The organism is Mesorhizobium sp. BH1-1-4 (genome assembly GCF_020165665.1).
GTDB lineage: Bacteria > Pseudomonadota > Alphaproteobacteria > Rhizobiales > Rhizobiaceae > Mesorhizobium.
The window spans coordinates 395,888-414,952 of the sequence record NZ_JAIUIN010000003.1 but is presented as its reverse complement, the minus strand read 5'-3'; the positions used below and the strand labels follow the sequence as shown (position 1 = coordinate 414,952).

Genomic DNA, 19,065 nt, shown 5'->3' with positions numbered 1-19,065 from the left:
GAGAAGGGTTGTCGGCAAATCGACAAGGTCGGACCCATCAGGCTAAACAGGACGCCATGTTGACCATCGGTAAACGCGACGCAAGCGGCACGACCGGCTCGGGAACTGACCACGACCCGCGCGTGGCGGTCGGCGAGGAGGGCGACGTGCTGGGCTGCGCGTTCTCCGGAGTCTGGACGACGCGGACCGTGGCGCTGATTGACGCCGATATGCGCAAAATCGAGAAACGAAGCGGTTTCAAAAGCTTGGCGCTCGATCTTTCGAAAATCGAGAAGATCGACACCGCCGGCGCCTGGCTGATCGATCGGCTGGTCAGCGTTTTCGAGAAGAAGGATATCGAGGTAAGGCTGCAAGGCCAGAGCGAGATCGCTTCCATCCTGCTCGACGCGGTCGGCGAGGCTGTCCGACGCGAGCCCGAATCCGGGCCCAAGCGGCCGCCCAACATCGTTATCCGCACGTTGGAGGCGGTCGGCAGGCGCGTCTACGAGATGCGTGACGATTTCCTGGCTTCCATGAACATATTGGGCGCCACGATCCGTGGCGCGCAGATGAAGCTCGGCCGCGGCCATGCCGTCAATCCCGCGGCGATCTTCAACCAGATCGATCGCATGGGCGTCGGAGCCATCCCCGTGGTGGTGCTGATGTCGGCCATTGTCGGCGCCATCGTTGCCCAGCAAGGCGCCTACCAGCTCAGCTATTTCGGCGCCGACATCTTCGTCGTCGACCTGGTCGGCGTGCTGATCCTGCGCGAGCTCGGCGTGCTGATGACGGCAATCATGATCGCCGGCCGCTCCGGCAGCGCGATCACCGCCGAGATCGGCTCGATGAAGATGCGCGAGGAGGTTGACGCGCTCAAGGTCATCGGTCTCAATCCGATCGGCGTCCTGGTCTTTCCGCGCCTGGTGGCGCTGGTGATCGCCTTGCCGTGCCTGACGATCATCGCCAATTTCGCGGCGCTCGGCGGCGGCATCGTCGCGGCCTGGCTCTACTCCGACATCCCGCCGGCAGCGTTCCTCGACAGGTTGCGCGTCGCCATCGATCTCAGCACCATTTTCGCCGGGCTGATCAAGGCGCCGTTCATGGCGATGATCATCGGCACGATTGCGTCCGTCGAGGGCATGAAGGTCGGCGGCAGCGCCGAATCGCTCGGCCAGCACGTGACCGCCTCGGTGGTGAAGTCGATTTTCGTCGTCATCATCCTGGATGGGCTTTTCGCCATGTTCTACGCAGCGATCGAGTTCTGATGGGATGACCAAGGGCAACGGGGTCAAGGCGGAGCATGAGGACGAAGGCGAAATCGTGCTTTCGGTGCGCGACGTCACCGTCGCGATCGAGGACAAGCTGATCCTCGACAAGCTGTCGCTCGACATCAAACGTGGCGAGATACTGGGTTTCGTCGGTGCCTCGGGCGCCGGCAAGTCGGTGCTGTTGCGCACCATTCTGGGGTTGATGCCCAAGCAGTCGGGAACGATCAAGCTGTTCGACGTCGATGTCGACAAGGCCAGCGATCTCGATCGGCTGCGGATCGACATGCGCCTTGGCGTGTTGTTCCAGCACGGCGCGCTGTTTTCGGCGCTGACCGTCATGGAGAACGTGCAGGTGCCGATGCGCGAATATCTCGACTTGCCGAGGAAGCTGATGGACGAACTGGCGCTGCTCAAGATCGAGCTGGTGGGACTGCCGCCGGACGCGGCGCAGAAATTCCCCTCCGAGCTCTCCGGCGGCATGATCAAGCGCGCCGCGCTTGCCAGGGCGCTGGCGCTTGATCCCGACATCGTCTTTCTCGACGAGCCGACGTCCGGCCTCGATCCGATCAGCGCAGCCGAGTTCGACGAGCTGGTCGTCAAGCTGCGCGACACCATGGATCTGACCGTTTACATGGTGACCCACGACCTCGATACGCTGTTTACCGCCTGCGACCACGTGGCGGTGCTGGGCAAGAAGAAGGTATTGGTCGAAGGCACCATCGACGACATGCTGAAGAGCGAGGAGCCGTGGGTGAAATCCTATTTCCGCGGAAAACGCGCCCGCCAACTTGATCTTGCGGCGCGTGCATAGCCATAAGTGAAGCAATGGAAACCAGAGCCAACTACGTCATTGTCGGCATTTTCACGTTGGCTGCGATCCTCGCGGCCTTCGGCTTCGTCTATTGGACGGCCGCGATAGGCGACAAGGGCGAGACGACGCTGCTACGGGTGCGTATTCCAGGCTCGGCTTCGGGTCTCGGCCGCGGCAGCTTCGTGCTGTTCAACGGCGTCAAGGTCGGCGACGTCAAGCGTGTCTATATCGACGTCGACAATCCGACCGTCGCCATCGCCGACACCGAGATCGACCGTTTGACGCCGATCACCAAGTCGACCCAGGCCGATATCGGCCTGGCCGGCCTGACCGGGCAGGCCAATATCGAGCTCAAGGGCGCCGATCCCAAGGAAGTGAAGCTGCTCGACCAGGCCGAGAAGGAAGGCAAGGTCGCAGAGATCGTCGCCAATCCTTCGGCCGTGACCAATCTCCTGCAGACGGCGCAGAACATCTTCACACGCGCCGACAAGGTGCTGACGGAGCTGGAAGGCTTCACCAAGGATGTTCGTGGGCCGCTGACGCAGACCGTGCAGAACGTGCAGACGTTTTCCGATGCGCTGGCCAAGAATTCCGACGGCATCGACAAATTCCTGTCCGCCGTCAGTGCGCTGTCGGATGAGCTGAAAGGCGTCTCAGGCAAGCTCGACGGCACGTTGAAGGCAGCGGAGGGCCTGCTCAATGCCGTCGACAAGGACAAGATCAAGAGCATCGTTGCCAATGTCGATGCGGTGACGGGGAACCTCAAGGAAACCTCGCAGCAACTGGATGGCGTGATCAAGAACGTCGATACGGCGGTGGGCTCGGTCAACGATTTCGCCAAGCAGACGCAAGGCACACTCGCCAAGGTCGACGGCGTGCTCGACGGCATCGACCCGGCGCAGGTGCGCGAAGCGCTCGCCAACATCAAGAAGGCCAGCGACAGTGCCGACAAGGCGGCCGCCGACATAGCGGAGGTGACCGGCAAGATCGCCAATCGCGCCGACGACATCGACCAGACAATCAAGGACGCCAGGCAGTTGGCGCAGCGGCTCAACGACGCCTCGGTGCGGGTCGACGGCATCCTCGCCAAGGTCGACAAGCTGCTCGGCTCTGGCCAGGCCGACGGCGTGATGGCCGACGCCCGGGCTACGCTGAAATCCTTCAAGCAGGTCGCCGATACGCTGAATGCCCGCCTTGGTGTCATCACCGACAATCTGGCGCGCTTCTCGGGCCAGGGGCTGCAGAATGTCGAGGCGCTGGTACAGGACAGCCGCCGCTCGATCAACCGCATAGAGGAGGCGGTGACGGATCTCAGCCGCAATCCGCAGCGTATTCTTTCGGGTGGCGACGGCGAGGTTCGGCAATTCGACGGCAGGGCGCGGCGTTGACTTCCGCGCCGGCCCGCCGCAAGAACAGTGCTCGCGAATGTGGGTTGATCTTTAAGATCACGACGGGGATCACGCGTGACGTTGAGTAGGCTTGGAACGAGCGGGTTGAAAACGGCTGCGGCGCTGCTTGTCCTGGCGGTTGCCGGCTGCGCGGCGCTCGGTGGCAAGCCGGCCCCCCTCGACACATTCGAACTGTCGGCGCCATCGGTCGACGCGCATGGCCATAGCCGCAAGCAAATCCTGATTGCCCAGCCTTCGGCGCTGAAGGCATTGGACAGCCAGAACATCGTCATCAAACCATCCGACCGCTCGATCCAGTATCTGAAGGGCGCGCAATGGGCCGACCGCCTGCCGCTGATCGTGCAGGCGCGGCTGGCCGAGACGTTCCAGCGCTCGGGCAGCTTCGCCGGCGTCGGCAAGCCGGGCGAGGGGCTGGCGATCGACTATCAGGTGATCGTCGAGGTCCGGTCCTTCGAGGTGCGCGTCAATGGCGGCGAACACGCCGAGGTCGACCTGTTCGTGCGCTTGCTGAACGATCGCAACGGCGAAGTGAAGGCTTCGAAGAGCTTCACCGCATCCGCGCCGGTCTCGGGCAGCGGCAACCCGGCCTATGTCGGCGCCCTCGACGCGGCCTTCAGCGATGCGGCCAAACAGATCGTCCGCTGGACCGATTCACAGATCTGAAGCAGTCAGGCGCCGGATTCCCTGATATCTTCAACCTACTTGCGGTCGAAGACATCCGGCCGCAGCATTCCAGCCGTCATCAGATGCTGCAGCGTATAGGTTAGGGACAGCGCATCATCCAGTGCGTCATGCCCCTGCAATGGCGGGTGTTCGACGCCGTAGTAGTCCGCAAGCTTGTTGCTCGGCGTCCTTGCCAGATCCTCGATCGGCATGCCTGCCGCGATCAGCAGCTTGACGGCGTTGTCGAACCGCGTTGCCGGGATGGAAGGCTCGATGCCCGCGACATAGCAACTGATGGCGACCATGTTCAGTTCGTCCTTGCCCCAGGACCACAGCCGCGCCCCTTCGGAAAACCGATCGACGCCGGCAAGGGCCTCTGCTAGTGCGACGCCCTCGGCTTCGACGATTTCTTCGGTGATGCCGGTCAGTCCGGTGAAGAACGGATCGAGCGCGTACCGCTCGCCAAACCGGTCGATCGGCCTGACATAGGCCTTGTGCGTGCCCAGGATAGGGGAAGTCGCCTTCGAGGGCGAGCCTTGCCGCGCCGATCTGCGCGATGACCGGATCGGGATCATGAGCCGCGCACCAGAACCTGCGTTGTGACCCCTCGAGGCAGAGAAACTCGCAGTCGAAGATGATTGCCGTTTTCAACAACTCAGGATCCGGTTCCGGAAAAGCGAGACTAATCCGGATGCGTCTTCCGGGTGGCGAAATTAGTCCCTTCAAGAAAAAAGGCGGGAGACAAGTCCCCCGCCTTTTTCATTGTGGCTTGCCGATCGCTTAGTGCAAGCGGCCGCTGGCGTGGGCCAGCATGGTGTAAACCTTGCCGGTGTCCGACGTGAGATAGGTCTGCGCCATGATGTTGTCGCGATCGTTGCGCGAGACATCCTTGAGCAGCTTCTCGAAATCGTCGCAGTAGCGGTCGACGGCGGCGCGGAATTCGGCCTCCGCCTGGTACTTGCGGCGGATTTCGTCGAACGTCTGCTGGCCCTTCAGCGTGTAGAGCCGGCGCGTGAACACGTCACGCTCGCCACGCCGGTAGCGGTTCCACAGCTCGATCGAGGCATCGTGGTCGATGGCCCGCGCGATATCGACGGAGAGCGAGTTCAGCGATTCCACGACATGCAGCGGCGAACGCTGGGCAGGGGCCGCCCGCGGTGCTTCGGCCGGTACCGAGGGCGCTGCCGGCCTGAGGTCGGCATCGTTCGACGCGGCGGTCAGCAGGTCACGCACCCAGCCGCCCTGCGGCGTACGGGCGCTGGCGTCAGGACGCGGGCGCGGCGCCTGCTCGGCCGGACGCTCGAGGTCGAGCGTGCCACGCAACGCGGTGCCACCCAGAGGCGTCTGAGGCGTGCGAAGCTCCGGCTGCGGTGCCGACGGCGCGCGACGCTGCGGCTCGGCGGGACGTGCCGCCGGGGCTTGCGGCGCCGGGCGCAAGGGGCGCGGTTCCGAAGTGTCGCCGCGCCCGGACTTGGCGACGATATCCGAAAGCTCCTTCAAGGCGTTGATCTGCTCGGAAACGGCGCGGCGGATGGCCGAGGTCGATTCCTTGGCTTCTTCCGGCATCTCGATGACGCCCTTCTTGAGTTCGGCGCGGGTGAGGTCGAGTTCGCTCTTGATCGAGCCGGCGGTGCGCCGCATCTCCTCGGTCGCGTCGGCGAAGCGCTTGGTCGCGGAATCGACGACGTCGGCGATGGCGTTGCGGATCTTGTCGGCCGACTCCATCGTCTTGCCCTCGGCGTTCTGCAGCGTCTGGCCGACGAGATTTTCGAACGAGCGCATGACCCTTTCGAGATCTTCCGACTTCTTGACAAGTCCGACGGCGAGATCCTCGAGCGAGGACTGCCTTTCCAGCGTGTGTTCGAGGTTGCTCTGGGCCGAACTCAAGAGATCCGAGGCGCTGGCCAGCAAGCGGCTGTGCTCGTCGAACTTGGTGGCGATGGAGGCCACTTCGCGCAAGGTCGACGACGATAGTTCCGTCAGCCTCGTGGTGTTCGAATCGACCAGGCGCGCCGAGCTGGCAAAGGTCTGCGCCGCCTTTTCGGTGGTCGCCGCGAAGCTTTGCGTGCTGCCGGTCAGGCGTTCGTCGACCTGGCCTAGATTGACCGCGGCCTGCTCGATCAACTGACCGAGCTGCGAGCTGGAGTTGGTCATGCGGCCGATGAGATCGGCGACGCTATCGGACAGCGACGAACGTGCGCCTTCGACAGCCGACAAGGTTTCGGCGGTGCGGCTGGCAAGCGCGTTGACCAGGGCCGCGTTCTCGCTGCGCAGCTTCTCGGTCGCGCGCTCGGTGACCTCTTCCATGCTCTTTTGCAGTTCCGAGCCGCCCTGGGCGAAACGCTCGACCAAGGGCCGCGCGGTTTCATCGAGGATTTTCGACATTTCGGCCGACCGCGCCGCGAGCATGGTGTTGAGTTCGCGGGTGTTGGCGCCGATCGTCTTAGCGGCGTCGTTGGTGCTCTGGCCGATATGCTGGCCGACCGCGGTGAAGGTCTCCGCGATCACATTGGCGCGCGATACGAGTTGCGCCTCGGCGGTCGACACCTGCTCGTTGAGCTTCTGTCCCATCGTCTCGGCCGTGTAGGCGAGCCGGTTTTCGACGCCGGCGATCTGCTCTTCGACACGGGCGGCAGCGGCCGCCGCGCTCGACGCCAGACGCTCGTCGGCGCCGGCAAGCGCCTGCTCGATCTCGCGGGCGTGCACGGCCAGTTCCTGACCGGTCTGGCGGGCGCGCTCGGCGACCCTCTGCTCGGTGTTGGCGAAGGCGCCGACAATGGTCTGCGCGTGCTCGCCGATCGTCGTGGTGCTGTCGGCGATGCGCGAAACCAGGCGCTGGTCGGCGTCGTCGAAGATGCGGGCGATTTCGGAGGCCCGGCTGGACAGCGCGTCCGAACCTTCGGCGATGCGCGACACCAAATGCTGGTCGGCGGCGTCGAAAATGCGGCCAAGGTCCGACGCGCGGGCGGCGAGCGCCTCGGCGGATTCGCCGATGCGCATGCCGAGCCGCTGGTCGGCGCTTTCGAAGTTGCGCAGGATGTCGCCGGCGCGGGCGGCCAACGACTGCGCCGTCTCCACGGCGCGGGCGACCAGCTTCTGGTCGGCCGCGTCGAAGGTGCCGGCGATCTCGCTTGCACGGGCGGCCAGCTGATCCGCGGTCTCCTGAGCGCGGGCGGCCAGTTGATCGGTGGTCGCTTGCGCGCGGGCGGCGAGCTTCTGGTCGGCCATGTCGAATGTGCCGGCGATCTCGCCGGCGCGGGCAGCCAGTTGATCGGCGGTTTCATGGGCACGGGCCAGCAGCGAGCTGGAGGTGTCGTCGGCGCGGGCGAGCAGGGCATTCGAGGTATCTTCCGCACGGGCGTGGAGCCGACGATCGGCTTCCTCGAATGTGCGGGCGATGTCTTCGGCCCGAGCCAGCAGGGCGGCGGACGTCTGTTCTGCGCGCTCGGCGATCTTGCGATCGGCGTCACTGAAGGCCGCACCGGCCTGCTCGTGGAGCGTGCTGGTGACTTCCAGGACCTTTTCGCGCAAGGCGCCGGCGACGAAGACCGCGCTCTTCTCGAGCACTGAGCGGACATTGTCGACACCGGTCGACAGCGCGCGCTCCATGGTGCCGGCGCGTTCCTCGATGATGCCGGTCTGGCGGCTGAACGCCTGCTCGATCTTGTCGACATCGGCAGCGATCGCTGCGGAAATGTCCGTGCTCCTGGCCGCGATCTGGTCGATGTGGCCAGACAGCGAGCGATCGACCTCCTTGCGGCTCTCGGCGAGCTTGCCGAGGTCATCTTCCAGCGCCCGGCTGAGCATATTGCGGCCTTCGGACAACTTGCCGACATGTCCGGCGATGATGTCGTCGATATCGCCACGGCTTTCAGTCAACCTCTGCAGGTCGGCTTCGAGAGCGCGCTTGAGGATGTCGCGGCCCTCGGCGAGCTTCTCGACCTGGCCGGCGACCAGCCCGTCGATGCTGGAGCGGCTTTCGGCCAGCTTGGCGAGATCGGCCTCCAGCGCACGCTTGAGGACATCGCGGCCTTCGGCGAGCTTCTCGACCTGGCCGGCGACCAGCCCGTCGATGCTGGAGCGGCTTTCGGCCAGCTTGGCGAGATCGGCCTCCAGCGCACGCTTGAGGACATCGCGGCCTTCGGCGAGCTTCTCGACCTGGCCGGCGACCAGACCGTCGATGCTGGAGCGGCTTTCCGCCAGCTTGGCAAGATCGTCTTCGAGAGCCTTTGACAAGGTCGAACGCTCCTGCACGAGCCGTTCCGCGTGATTGTTGACGTGGCCGCTAACGGTCAGCAGGTCGGCCTCGAGGGCTCTCGACAAGGTCGAACGATCCTGGGCAAGCCGCTCGGTGTGGCTGTTGACATGGCTGCCGACAGTTTCGAGGTCGGCCTCAAGCGCCTTCGACAGTGTCGAACGCTCCTGGGCAAGCCGGTCCGAGTGGCTGTTGACAAGGCTGTTGACGGTTTCGAGATCGGCCTCCAGCGCGCGGGCGAACTGGGCCCGGTCGTCGACCAGTTTCTGCGACTGATCGGCAACGGTGTTTCTGACCGTGTTGAGGTCGGATTCCAAGGCGCGGCGTAGAATGTCGCGCCCTTCGGCAAGCTTCTCGACCTGACCGGCGACCAGTCCGTCGATGCCCGAGCGGCTTTCCGCCAGCTTGGCGAGATCGTCCTCCAGCGCCTTCGACAATGTCGAGCGATCCTGAACCAGCCTGTTCATATGATCGGCGATGACGCTGTTCACATTCTGCAGGTCGGCTTCCAGAACGCGCGAGAGCTGCCCGCGATCCTCGGCCAGCTTCTCCGACTGGCTCGATATGACGCTCTTGATCGTGTTGAGGTCGGATTCCAGCGCACGCTTGAGAATGTCGCGGCCTTCAGCGAGCTTCTCGACCTGGCCGGCGACCAGCCCGTCAATGCTGGAGCGGCTTTCAGCCAGTTTGGCGAGGTCGGCTTCCAGCGTCTGCGATAGCAGGCCGCGATCCTCCGCCAGGCGCCCCGAATGGCTGTCGATCAGGCCGCGTATGCCCGACAGGTCGCTTTCGAGCGAACGGCCGAGTTCGGTGCGGTCTTCGGCCAGTTTCGCCGAATGCGCCTCGATCATGCTCTTTATACCGGCAATGTCGTTTTCCAGCGCCTTGGCGAGCACCGCGCGGCCCTCGGCGATTTTCTCGACCTGGCCCGCGACAAGGCCGTCTATGTCGGCGCGGCTGTCGGACAACTTGCCGAGATCGGCCTCCAAAGCGCGCGACAGGATGTTGCGGCCTTCAGCCAGCTTTCCGACGTGTCCGGCGACCATTTCATCAATGATCGTACGAGCTTGCACCAATTTACCTGAGTCTTCGTTGAGGGCCAGTGAGAGCCGGTTGCGGCCTTCTTCCAGCCTTTCGAGGTGGCTGCCGAGCGACGCATCGATGGCGGCGCGCGATTCGTTGACCTTGCGAAGGTCTTCTTCGAGCGCACGCGCTATCAGGCTGCGGCCTTCGGCCAGCTTCTGCACCTGATTGGTCACCGCGGCATCGATGCCGGCACGCCCTTCAGCGAATTTCGCAAGGTCCGCCTGCATGGCGGCCGCCATGCGCTCGCGGCTCTCGGAGAGCTTGCGGCTGTGGTTCTCGACGGCTTCCTCGATGCCGACGCGGGCATCGGCGAGCCGCTGGATGTCGCTGTCGAAGGACCGCGACACGACATGGCGAGCCGCCTCCATACGGCCGGCGAAATCGCTGGCGCGCGCTTCGAGCATGGAAGAGGTCGAGGTGACGATGTCGGCCATGTCGGCGCCGATCTGGGTCTTGCCCTGATCGATCATCGCGGCCAGCGTGTCCTTGCTCTCGGCGAAGGTGTGGGCGATTTCGCGCGCACGCTCGACCAGCGTTTCGTTGATCTGGCGGGCGCGGGCTTCGAGCGCGGCATTGAGTTTCTGCGTGCCCGTATCCAGCGCTTCGGCGCGGGTCTGGAACTCGCTGATCAGCGCCTGGCCGCGTTCGGCCAAAGTGCGCTCGATGCCATTGAGGCTGGCCTCGAACTCGGAATTGAGGGTGCGCGCGGCGCCGCCGAGCAGTGACACCATGCCGGTGGTGCGGTCGTCGAGCAGGTCGGTCAACGAGCGGGTCAGGCCGTCCGTGGTGTCGGTCAGCTTGGCGATACGGGTGTCGAGCAGGCTGGCGAAAGCCTCGCCGGAGGTCGAAAGCCGGTCGGTGATGGTGTCGAGCCGGCCTTCCACCGAATCGAAGATCGACATCGAGCTTTCGTTGATGCGGTCGATCAGCGTGTCGCCGGAATTGGTGATCGTCATCGACAGTTTGGTCGACGCATTGAGGATGCTGTCGCGGATGATGTCGCTCGCCGCGCCGATTTCATCGCGCAACGTCTCGTGGGCGCCGGAGATCGAGGCGCGGACGCGCTCGGCATGGGTGACCACGGCTTCGCGTTCGCTGCCCAGTCCGTCGACCAGCGACCGAATCCGGGTTTCGTTTTCCGAATAGGAGCGCTCGATCTGGTTGACCTCGCTGTGGACCAGCGTTTCCAGCTCCACGGCACGGGCAAGCGTGCGTTCGATGCCTTCGCCCATGGCGGCCACCTCGCGGCGGACGGCTTGGCCGATCATCATGACGCGATCCTGGGCCATGTTTTCCGGCTCGGTCAGGCGGAAGGCCACTTCCGTCATCGACTGCGCGGCGATGCGCATGTCCTGGGCGCGGCGAATCATCGCCGCGAAGGCCCAGAACAGGATGACCGGCACGATTGCCGCGACCGCAAGGCCGATCAGTTCGGGGCGGGCAAAGAACTGGTCCAGCGTGCGGATGCGCCAGATGCTCGGGCCAAAAAGCAGGTTGGCCAATCCGCCAGCGCCCGCGATCCAGGCGAGCGAGACAAAGGCGATGACCCAGTAGATGGTGTTGGAGGCGCGCCTGTTCAGGCTGTGCAGGAGGGTCTTGTAATCTTTCTGGCGATCGTCGTTGGCTGGCGCGAAGCTCGTCGGCTGGCCACCACCATTGCGCGTCTCCACGGGGCGAAGTTCGGCCGGCTTGGCCTTTGGCGAGGGCTTCGCGGCCTGGGTCTGATTGACGACGGGCGCCGGCCCGACAGGCGTCGACTGCTGATTGCGTCCCTCGCGTGCCAGTTCGTCGGCCGCCTGCGATATCTGCGCTTCCAGATCTTCCATCGAAGCCGCGATATCGAGGTCGCCGCTGTCGGTATCGCTGCTCAGGTCGAGATCGAGCGCTTTTTCGAGCTCCCTGGCTACGTCGCTGTCGAGAGTTCTGGTCGTCGTTGGTTTCTTCGCCATGCCTTCGCTACCCTGTACTAGCTGCCGCGGGGGCTTATAATTCTGTTTGTCTTACCCCCGCGCAGGAGGCTGAAAATGGACCCTCGTATCGTAATGACACAGGGGGGTAAAGAAAACATGCATTCCGCGGGATACGTAAAACTTTAAATATAAGGTTAACGGAACTGTGATTTGGGGGCCGTTTTCGCAACATTTTTCCGGGCCATTCATTAACCCGTTGTCCACTGGATTCGCCTAGCTTTTTGGCGGCCGAAAGAAAATGGAGTTCGAGTTCATGCGTGGCGAAAGCGGCATTGCCTTCTCAATGCCCGGGGGCGACGTATCGGGAACCAGGCAGTCCCGGCCGGTCGATTTGGCACACCTTGCCCGCCAGACGATGGGCGATCGCGCCCTCGAGCAAGAGGTGCTGGCGCTGTTTGTACAGCAGGCATTGTCGGTGCGCGACAAAATTGTCGACGCCGACATCAAGGACCGGCTTCTGCTGGCTCACGGTTTGAAGGGATCGGCCCGCGGTGTTGGCGCCTTTGCCATCGCCGATTGCGCCACAGACATCGAGCGCCGGCCGGAGGACGTCCAGACCCTCAAGCGGCTTGGCCGGCTGATCGACGAAGTGCGCGACTTCATCGCCGCCATCAATCGCTGAACCGGGTTTGCGACAAAAACGTCACCGAGCGCCGCTTTCGCGCGGCAGTTGACATGTTTGCCGGAGTGATTATCTCCGGCGAAACTCCCCTTCGTCGGGGCGAAATTCTTTTCGTCCCGGGTGAAACCCCCTTCAGGTGACAAATGACCAAGCTGACCTTCATCGCCCATGACGGCACACAGTTCGACGTGGACGCCGAAAACGGCTCGACGGTCATGGAAAACGCCATCCGCAACGCCGTACCGGGTATCGAGGCTGAATGCGGCGGCGCCTGCGCCTGCGCAACCTGCCATGTCTATGTCGACGAGGCATGGACGGCCGAAGTCGGCGAACCCGAGGCGATGGAAGAAGACATGCTGGACTTCGCCTACGACGTCCAGCCGAACTCGCGCCTGTCCTGCCAGATCAAGGTGCGCGACGCGCTCGACGGCCTGGTCGTGCGGGTGCCCGAACGTCAGGGCTGAAATCAGCTCGGTGATTTTTCCCGCTGACGCTTGGCAGCGGGGCAATGCTCATGCAGTCTCGCCTGGTCTTTCGCAGCGAGGCGCATCATGACCGGCATCATCACCACAGACGTCCTCATTATCGGGGCAGGGCCGGTCGGCCTGTTCGCCGTATTCGAGCTCGGCCTGCTGGACCTGAAGTGCCACCTGATCGACATTCTCGACAAACCCGGCGGCCAATGCGCGGAGCTCTATCCGGAAAAGCCGATCTACGACATTCCCGGCTGGCCCTCGATCTCGGCGCAAGGGCTCGTCGACAAGCTGCTCGAACAGGTTGCGCCGTTCAATCCCCACTTCACCTACAACCGCATGGTCTCCAGCCTCGAAAAGCTGGAGGACGGCGGCTTTCGCGTGACCACGGACGAGAACGAGGTGTTCGAGGCCAAGGTGGTGGTGATCGCCGCCGGCGGCGGCTCTTTCCAGCCGAAGCGCCCGCCAATTCCCGGCATCGAGGCCTATGAAGGCACGAGCGTGTTCTATTCCGTTCGGCGGATGGAGGATTTTCGCGACCATGACCTGGTTATCGTCGGCGGCGGCGACTCGGCGCTGGACTGGACGCTGAACCTGCAGCCGGTGGCGAAGAGCGTGACGCTCGTTCACCGGCGGCCCGAGTTTCGCGCGGCGCCCGACAGCGTCAACAAGATGTACGCCATGCAGGAGATGAAGCAGCTGGAATTTCGGGTCGGTCAAGTGACCGGGCTCACCGGGGCCGATGGCCAGCTGGCATCGGCCACCATCAAGGGTGGCCCCGATGGCGACGTCGAGGTGCCTTGTACCCGCATGCTGCCGTTTTTCGGCTTGACCATGAAGCTCGGCCCGATCGCGGAATGGGGGCTCAATCTGCATGAGAACCTGATCCCGGTCGACACCGAGAAGTTCCAGACCTCGGTGCCAGGCATCTTCGCGGTGGGCGACATCAACTGGTACCCGGGCAAGCTGAAGCTGATCCTGTCGGGTTTCCACGAGGTGGCGCTGATGGCGCAGGCCGCCAAGCGCGTCATCAGCCCCGGCGAACGCATCGTGTTCCAGTATACGACTTCGTCCACCACCCTGCAGAAGAAGCTCGGCGTCTCCGGCTAATCACTCCGCCAGGATAGGGGCCGTATCGTCGACATGGCCGCGAAGTTCTTTCTCGGGCATCAGCGTCAACGTGACGAGGCCCAGTCCAAGAGTGCCGGCCGCGACGAGGAATATCATCACGAAGGGTTGGGCCGATACGGCATGTCCAGCCGTCTGAATACCTTCGCCCGCCAGCGGCAGCCCAAAGCCCAGAGCGACGGCACCGAGCATCGCGACCCCCAACGCACTGCCCAGCGAACGCAGAAAGGTCAGCACCCCCGTCGCCACGCCAAGATGCATGCGGTCGACGGCGTTCTGCACGGACACGGTGGTCACCGGAAATGTCGTCCCGGTTCCGAGGCCAATGCAGATGGTCAGGACTTCGACGACAAGCAGCGATGCATGGCCGGCGACAAAGGCCAGCAGGCCCATGCACAGGATGGCGAAGATGACGCCAACCATGGCGATGCGCTTGTAATGGGTGAAGCGCGGTATCAGCCGGCCGCTGGAAGCGGCGCCGCCCACGGTTCCAAGCAGAAGCCCAAGCATTGCTATGCCCGACTGGCTGGCCGTCAGGCCAAGTATCGATTGCAGATAGACCGGCAGATAGACGGCAAGGCCGACGCTGGAGGCCTGGAGCAGGAACATCGACAGGGTGCCGGCCAGGACGATCGGGTTGCCCAGTACCTCGAGCGAAATGAGCGGTTCGGCCGCCCGCATCAGCCGCAGGGCAAAGGCGCCCCAAAAAAGCGCGGAGCAGGCCAGAACGCCAATGACTTCCGGCGACATCCAGGGGTAGGCGCTGCCACCCCAGTTCAACGCCAGCAGCAACAGCGCCGTGGCCACGATGAGCAGCAACGCGCCAAGACCATCTATGCTGTGGTTCTTGGCCGCGATCGGCAGCTTCTTGAGCGGCTTGTTGATGATCGCCATCGCAACAAAGCCGAGCGGAATATTGATCCAGAAGATAAGTGACCAGTGCAGATGTTCGGCGAAGGTGCCGCCCAGCAGCGGCCCGGCGACGCTGGCGACGGCCCACGTGCCGGAAAACCACGCCGCGTAGCGCGCCCGCTCGCGCGGCGGCACAAGGTCTCCGACCACGGTCTGCGTCAGCGCGAAAAGGCCGCCGCCACCGGCCCCCTGGATCGCGCGCCCCAGGATAAGGACGAACATGTTGGGGGCCATTGCGCTGACCAGCGATCCGGCAAGAAAGATGAGAATTGCCGCATAGACGGTCGGTCGACGCCCATAGACGTCGGAAATCTTGCCGTAGAGCGGCGCCACGGCGGTCGCGGTCAAGAGGTAGCCGGTGACGATCCAAGGCAGGTAGTCGGCATGGCCGAGCGAGCGCCCGATTGTCGGCATCGCTGGCGCGACGATGGTCTGGTCGAGGGCTGCCAGCAGCATCGACAAGAGGACGCCGCCGATGATGGCGTTCTTTTCGCTTTCGCTCAGCGGCGTGGCTGCAACCGCCATGGTCTGCTTGTCGACAGCCTGGTCCATAATCGTTTGTCCGTGTGCTTGCGCGCCGTGCGGTTGGTCACCGGTTGGGCTTGTCTGGTGCTACCGCCGCGCGATCGGCCTTGGTGCTCGTGTCGAAGGTTGTGCCCTGCCAACCCGTGATATGTCGTCCGATATAGGCCGATTTGGACCGTCGTCCGAAATTTTTCGAATCTGGTCCTATGCTTCGGTCCGCTTGGCCTGCGCCGGTCCCGTTGCTCACGCCCGAGGTTCACGCCGGCGGCGGTAACTGGCCGCTTTCGATGCGCTGCATACGGTAGCGCAGCAGCCGCAGGATGCGGCTTTCGAAATTGACGCCTTCGACGCGGTCGAACCGCACCTGGTCCTGATCATGCCTGGCAAGCTCTGCCGCCGTGATCTCGGCGGCCTTGGCCTTGGCGGCGTCGCAATCCTTGCGCGGATAGGTTGCCTTCAGCGCGTCTTCCAGCGCGCGGGCGTGGTTCTTGGCGATCTCGACGTGACGGTCCTCGTGGCGCTTGATGTCGGCGGACAATGTATCCCAGAACAGCCGCACGTCGGCGTCGGCTCTGCGCGGGCGGCGCCATTCGGGAAGGATCACCTTGACCTTGACGGTCACGACCGCGTCGGCGATCCGGCAAGAGCCGGGCTGGCTGGCGTAGCTGACGCGTGTCGTGAAGGCCATCTGGGTGGCGCCAGGGTGGCGCGACCCCGTGCTTTTGACCTGCGGCCCGTGTTTGGCGAGTTGTTTTTCGATGTCCTCCAGCGTTCTGCCGCCAATGGCGAAATAGCTGTAGGTCTTCACCAGATTGGCCGCATCCGCCGGAACGGCGGCGACGGTAATCATCAATGCGCAGAGCAGGGATCGTTTCATCATGTTGCCTCTTCGGTCACCTTGCTTTACGGCCTTTGCCGGCGCAACGGAACTGATCCGATGCGCATCACACATCGTTGATGACCCCATGGTAGATGAGCAATGACGGCGAGGCGATGGCGGCTGGCGCACGGGCGTCATCTCGAGCTTGGCGGCAAGGCCGTGGTCGTCGGCATCCTCAATGTCACGCCCGACAGTTTTTCCGACGGCGGCCTGTTTGATGCACCCCGGACCGCGCTGGCCCAGGCGCGCCGCATGATCGGCGAAGGCGCCGCGGTCGTCGATGTCGGGGGAGAATCGACCCGGCCGGGCGCCGCCGCGATCTCGGCCAGCGAGGAGCAGGCCCGTATCCTGCCGGTGATCGAAGCGCTGGCGCGGGCCGGCGACGTGCTGATTTCGGTCGACACCTATCGTGCGGAGACCGCGCGGCTCGCCGTCAAGGCCGGTGCGCATATCGTCAACGATGTCTGGGGCGTGCAGCGCGAGCCGGACATCGCGCGGGTGGCGGCCGAGACCGGTGCCGGATTGATCATCATGCATACGGGCAGGGAGCGCCAAAAATTGCCCGACGTGATTTCGGACCAGGTCGTGTTCCTGGAAAAATCGCTCGAAATCGCCCGACGTCATGGCGTCGCCGACGACCAAATCGTGCTCGACCCCGGATTCGGATTCGCCAAGGAAACGGCCGAGGAAAATCTCGATCTGATGGCGCGGTTTCGCGAACTTTCGGCGCTCGGCTTCCCGCTGATGGCGGGTACGTCGCGAAAACGCTTCATCGGCACGGTCACCGGCCGCGACCCGGCCGACAGAGGGGCGGGCACGGCGGCGACAAGCGTCATCCTGCGGCTCGAGGGCGCCGACCTGTTTCGCGTCCACGATGTCGCAATCAACGTGGACGCGCTGGCGGTGGCGGATGCTATGCTGGCGCGACAAACCGTCGGATCGGAACGCTGAGCCATGTATGTCATCCGCATGAAGAATTGCGCCTTCTTTGCCCGGCACGGCGTGCTGGATGAGGAAGAAGCGCTGGGACAGCGCTTCTATGTCGATGCCTCGCTCACCGTCGAGCCCGGGCGCGCGCTCGTTGACGACGCCATCGGGGAAACCGTCAATTACGGCGTTGCCTTCACCGTCATCGAGGGGATCATCACCGGACACAGGCGCTTCCTGATCGAGGCCTTGGCGCTTGAAGTCGCAAAGGCTCTGACCGGGCGCTTTCCCCAGATCAGGAAAGCCGAGATTACCGTTCGCAAGCCGAATGCGCCGGTGCCTGGCGTGCTCGATTACGTCGAGGTGACCGTTGTCTGGCCCGAGTAACACCGTCTATCTGAGCCTCGGCGGCAATCTCGGCGATCCGGCGACGTCGATGGGGGCCGCGTTGCGCCTGCTCGACGCCGATCCCGATACCGAAGTGGCCACTGTTTCCTCGCTCTACCGGACGCCGCCCTGGGGCAAGCTCGACCAGCCGAATTTCCTCAACGCGGCCGCCGGACTGTCGACCCGGCTGGCGCCCCGGGCATTGCTCGACCTCTGCCTCGATGCCGAGCGGAAGCTCAAACGCGTGCGCGAGGAGCGGTGGGGACCGCGCCTGATCGACATCGACATCCTGGTGTTCGGCGACCGCATCATCCATGAAACGGGCTTGGAAGTGCCGCACCCGCGCATGCTGGAGCGCGCCTTCGTGCTGGCGCCGCTGGCCGAGATCGCGCCGGATCTTGCCATCGCCGGCAGAAGCGTGGTCGATCGGCTGGGCTCGGTCGACGCGGCCGGCATCGAGCGACTGCCATCCGGCCGCGACTGGTGGCTGCGGTAGGGCCGAGCCGGTTACAGCATCCGCCCCAGCACATCATCCCTGCGGAAAAGATGATGCCAAAGGGCAGCCAGCACATGGAGGCCAAGGATCGCATACAGGCAATAGGCGCCAAACTCATGGATTTGGGCGGCGACCCTCTCCAGCGGCTTGTCGAGCGGCAGGACGTTAGGCCACTGGAACAGTCCGAACCATGGCAGATCGTGACCGCCGGCCGCGGAGGTGATGTAGCCGGCGAGCGGCATCAGGATCATCAGCGCGTAAAGCAGGACATGCGTGCAGCGAGCGGCATAGTGAATCAAGGTGCCAAGCGGTTGCCGGTTTGCGGGTTCACTGAAAGAAAGCCTGAGCGGCAGGCGGATCGCGATCAAGACAAGCGCTGTCATGCCGAGCGACTTGTGCACGTCGAGCAATGCGCGGCGCAGCGCCGTGCCCTGCTCAAGATACGAGCAGTAAAGGCCGATGACGAGCGCTGAAATGATGATGACGGCCATCAGCCAGTGCAGGATGCGCTGAGACAGCCGGTAGCGCGGGGTTGGCGTATCCGAGGTGGCCCCGGCAACAGTGGACATGGGATTCTCCGGTCGCCCTGGCGGCGATGAGCCTGGCGATCGACCGGAATATGGTTGATTTGAGGGCTGGCCCGTTCACCTCTTCGCGAGGTGACCGGCCCTCGATTGCAGTCCGCTGCAATGGCGACGCACGCTGCAGCGGAAAGAGTCAGCCCGCGAAACCACCTTCGTCCAGGAATGCCTTTTCCTCAGGCGTCGTTTCGCGTCCGAGCATCCTGTTGCGATGCGGAAAACGGCCGAAGCGCTGGATGATGTCGCGGTGCTCCAGCGCGTATTTCAGGTTGAACTCGGCCCTGGCGGTGTGAAGTTCGACCGACCGCTCCTGGTCGGCAATGTTTTCCGAATGTTCGAACGGCAAATAGAGGAACACGCGGACCGCCGGTTCCAGCAGCACATCGTGGCCGGCGAGGACTGCTTTTTCAGCGAAATGCTTTGCCAGCGGGTCGGTCGCGAACATATGGCCGCTGCCGCGAAAGCAGTTGCGCGGAAACTGGTCGAGCAGGATCATCAGCGCCAGGGAGCCCTCGGCATGATCCGACCAGCCGTCGCACTCACGCCGCGCGGCGGCGTAGTGCAGGTCGAGGAAGCGGTTGCGGAAATCGGCATCGAAAGCGTCGTTCTTCTCGAACCATGCGTCCTCGCCGGCATCGCGCCAGAATTTGGTGACCGACAGGGCCCTGCCGTCCAGTTCCATGCATGGTCTCC

At 63.9% G+C, this 19,065-nt stretch carries 15 protein-coding genes and 1 pseudogene; 10 read left to right on the top strand and 6 right to left on the bottom strand.

Going from position 1 to position 19,065, the window contains the following annotated elements; translation table 11 throughout:
* The first annotated feature begins 56 nt into the window (after positions 1-56).
* The 4 genes from LB569_RS08495 to LB569_RS08480 all read left to right on the top strand — a co-directional run bounded on the left by LB569_RS08495 (position 57) and on the right by LB569_RS08480 (position 4,130).
* The gene (locus LB569_RS08495) at positions 57-1,244 is read left to right on the top strand and encodes an MlaE family ABC transporter permease (RefSeq protein WP_224691798.1); all 1,188 of its coding nucleotides are present in this window, start codon (positions 57-59) and stop codon (positions 1,242-1,244) included.
* A gap of 4 nt (positions 1,245-1,248) precedes the next feature.
* On the top strand, positions 1,249-2,058 hold the full coding sequence (locus tag LB569_RS08490) for an ABC transporter ATP-binding protein (RefSeq protein ID WP_224691796.1): 810 nt from the start codon (positions 1,249-1,251) through the stop codon (positions 2,056-2,058).
* Between the two features lie 14 nt (positions 2,059-2,072).
* Positions 2,073-3,446 (top strand): MCE family protein, encoded by a 1,374-nt coding sequence (locus tag LB569_RS08485; RefSeq protein WP_140701480.1) that lies wholly within the window; start codon positions 2,073-2,075, stop codon positions 3,444-3,446.
* 105 nt (positions 3,447-3,551) lie between these two features.
* Positions 3,552-4,130 (top strand): ABC-type transport auxiliary lipoprotein family protein, encoded by a 579-nt coding sequence (locus LB569_RS08480; protein WP_224691795.1) that lies wholly within the window; start codon positions 3,552-3,554, stop codon positions 4,128-4,130.
* A 35-nt stretch (positions 4,131-4,165) separates the two neighbouring features.
* Here the strand turns inward: LB569_RS08480 and LB569_RS08475 are convergent.
* Both LB569_RS08475 and LB569_RS08470 read right to left on the bottom strand, forming a co-directional pair.
* Positions 4,166-4,781 (bottom strand): annotated as a pseudogene (locus LB569_RS08475) (exonuclease domain-containing protein).
* Between the two features lie 129 nt (positions 4,782-4,910).
* Positions 4,911-11,420, bottom strand: a complete 6,510-nt coding sequence (locus tag LB569_RS08470; protein WP_224691793.1) for a kinesin — start codon at positions 11,418-11,420, stop codon at positions 4,911-4,913.
* A gap of 274 nt (positions 11,421-11,694) precedes the next feature.
* On the opposite strand from LB569_RS08470, the gene LB569_RS08465 reads away from it, so the two are divergent.
* The 3 genes from LB569_RS08465 to LB569_RS08455 all read left to right on the top strand — a co-directional run bounded on the left by LB569_RS08465 (position 11,695) and on the right by LB569_RS08455 (position 13,646).
* A complete protein-coding gene (locus tag LB569_RS08465) occupies positions 11,695-12,063 on the top strand; it encodes an Hpt domain-containing protein (RefSeq protein ID WP_140701476.1) in 369 nt (122 codons plus the stop codon).
* A gap of 143 nt (positions 12,064-12,206) precedes the next feature.
* The gene (locus tag LB569_RS08460; protein ID WP_010909663.1) at positions 12,207-12,527 is read left to right on the top strand and encodes a 2Fe-2S iron-sulfur cluster-binding protein; all 321 of its coding nucleotides are present in this window, start codon (positions 12,207-12,209) and stop codon (positions 12,525-12,527) included.
* A gap of 87 nt (positions 12,528-12,614) precedes the next feature.
* On the top strand, positions 12,615-13,646 hold the full coding sequence (locus LB569_RS08455; RefSeq protein ID WP_224691792.1) for an NAD(P)/FAD-dependent oxidoreductase: 1,032 nt from the start codon (positions 12,615-12,617) through the stop codon (positions 13,644-13,646).
* Here LB569_RS08455 and LB569_RS08450 read toward each other — a convergent pair whose 3' ends face one another.
* Positions 13,647-15,128 carry an MDR family MFS transporter gene (locus tag LB569_RS08450; protein ID WP_224691791.1) on the bottom strand — a complete coding sequence of 494 codons (1,482 nt, stop codon included), beginning with the start codon at positions 15,126-15,128 and terminating at the stop codon, positions 13,647-13,649. It lies immediately after the preceding gene.
* 229 nt (positions 15,129-15,357) lie between these two features.
* The gene (locus LB569_RS08445) at positions 15,358-15,981 is read right to left on the bottom strand and encodes a DUF922 domain-containing Zn-dependent protease (RefSeq protein ID WP_224691789.1); all 624 of its coding nucleotides are present in this window, start codon (positions 15,979-15,981) and stop codon (positions 15,358-15,360) included.
* 99 nt (positions 15,982-16,080) lie between these two features.
* On the opposite strand from LB569_RS08445, the gene folP reads away from it, so the two are divergent.
* Genes folP through folK form a run of 3 tightly spaced genes read left to right on the top strand, consistent with a single transcriptional unit; the run spans position 16,081 to position 17,791 of the window.
* Positions 16,081-16,932: a dihydropteroate synthase gene (gene folP / locus LB569_RS08440; protein ID WP_224691788.1), complete on the top strand. Its 852-nt coding sequence runs from the start codon at positions 16,081-16,083 to the stop codon at positions 16,930-16,932.
* Positions 16,933-16,935: 3 nt separating this feature from the next.
* Complete coding sequence (gene folB / locus LB569_RS08435; RefSeq protein ID WP_224691787.1) at positions 16,936-17,295, top strand: dihydroneopterin aldolase; 360 nt, start codon at positions 16,936-16,938, stop codon at positions 17,293-17,295.
* Positions 17,279-17,791: a 2-amino-4-hydroxy-6-hydroxymethyldihydropteridine diphosphokinase gene (gene folK / locus LB569_RS08430; RefSeq protein WP_224691786.1), complete on the top strand. Its 513-nt coding sequence runs from the start codon at positions 17,279-17,281 to the stop codon at positions 17,789-17,791. The genes folB and folK overlap by 17 nt, the downstream gene beginning before the upstream one ends.
* A gap of 11 nt (positions 17,792-17,802) precedes the next feature.
* Here folK and LB569_RS08425 read toward each other — a convergent pair whose 3' ends face one another.
* A complete protein-coding gene (locus LB569_RS08425) occupies positions 17,803-18,360 on the bottom strand; it encodes a cytochrome b (protein WP_224691785.1) in 558 nt (185 codons plus the stop codon).
* A 148-nt stretch (positions 18,361-18,508) separates the two neighbouring features.
* Positions 18,509-19,054, bottom strand: a complete 546-nt coding sequence (locus LB569_RS08420; protein WP_224691784.1) for a DUF924 family protein — start codon at positions 19,052-19,054, stop codon at positions 18,509-18,511.
* Positions 19,055-19,065 lie beyond the last annotated feature (11 nt).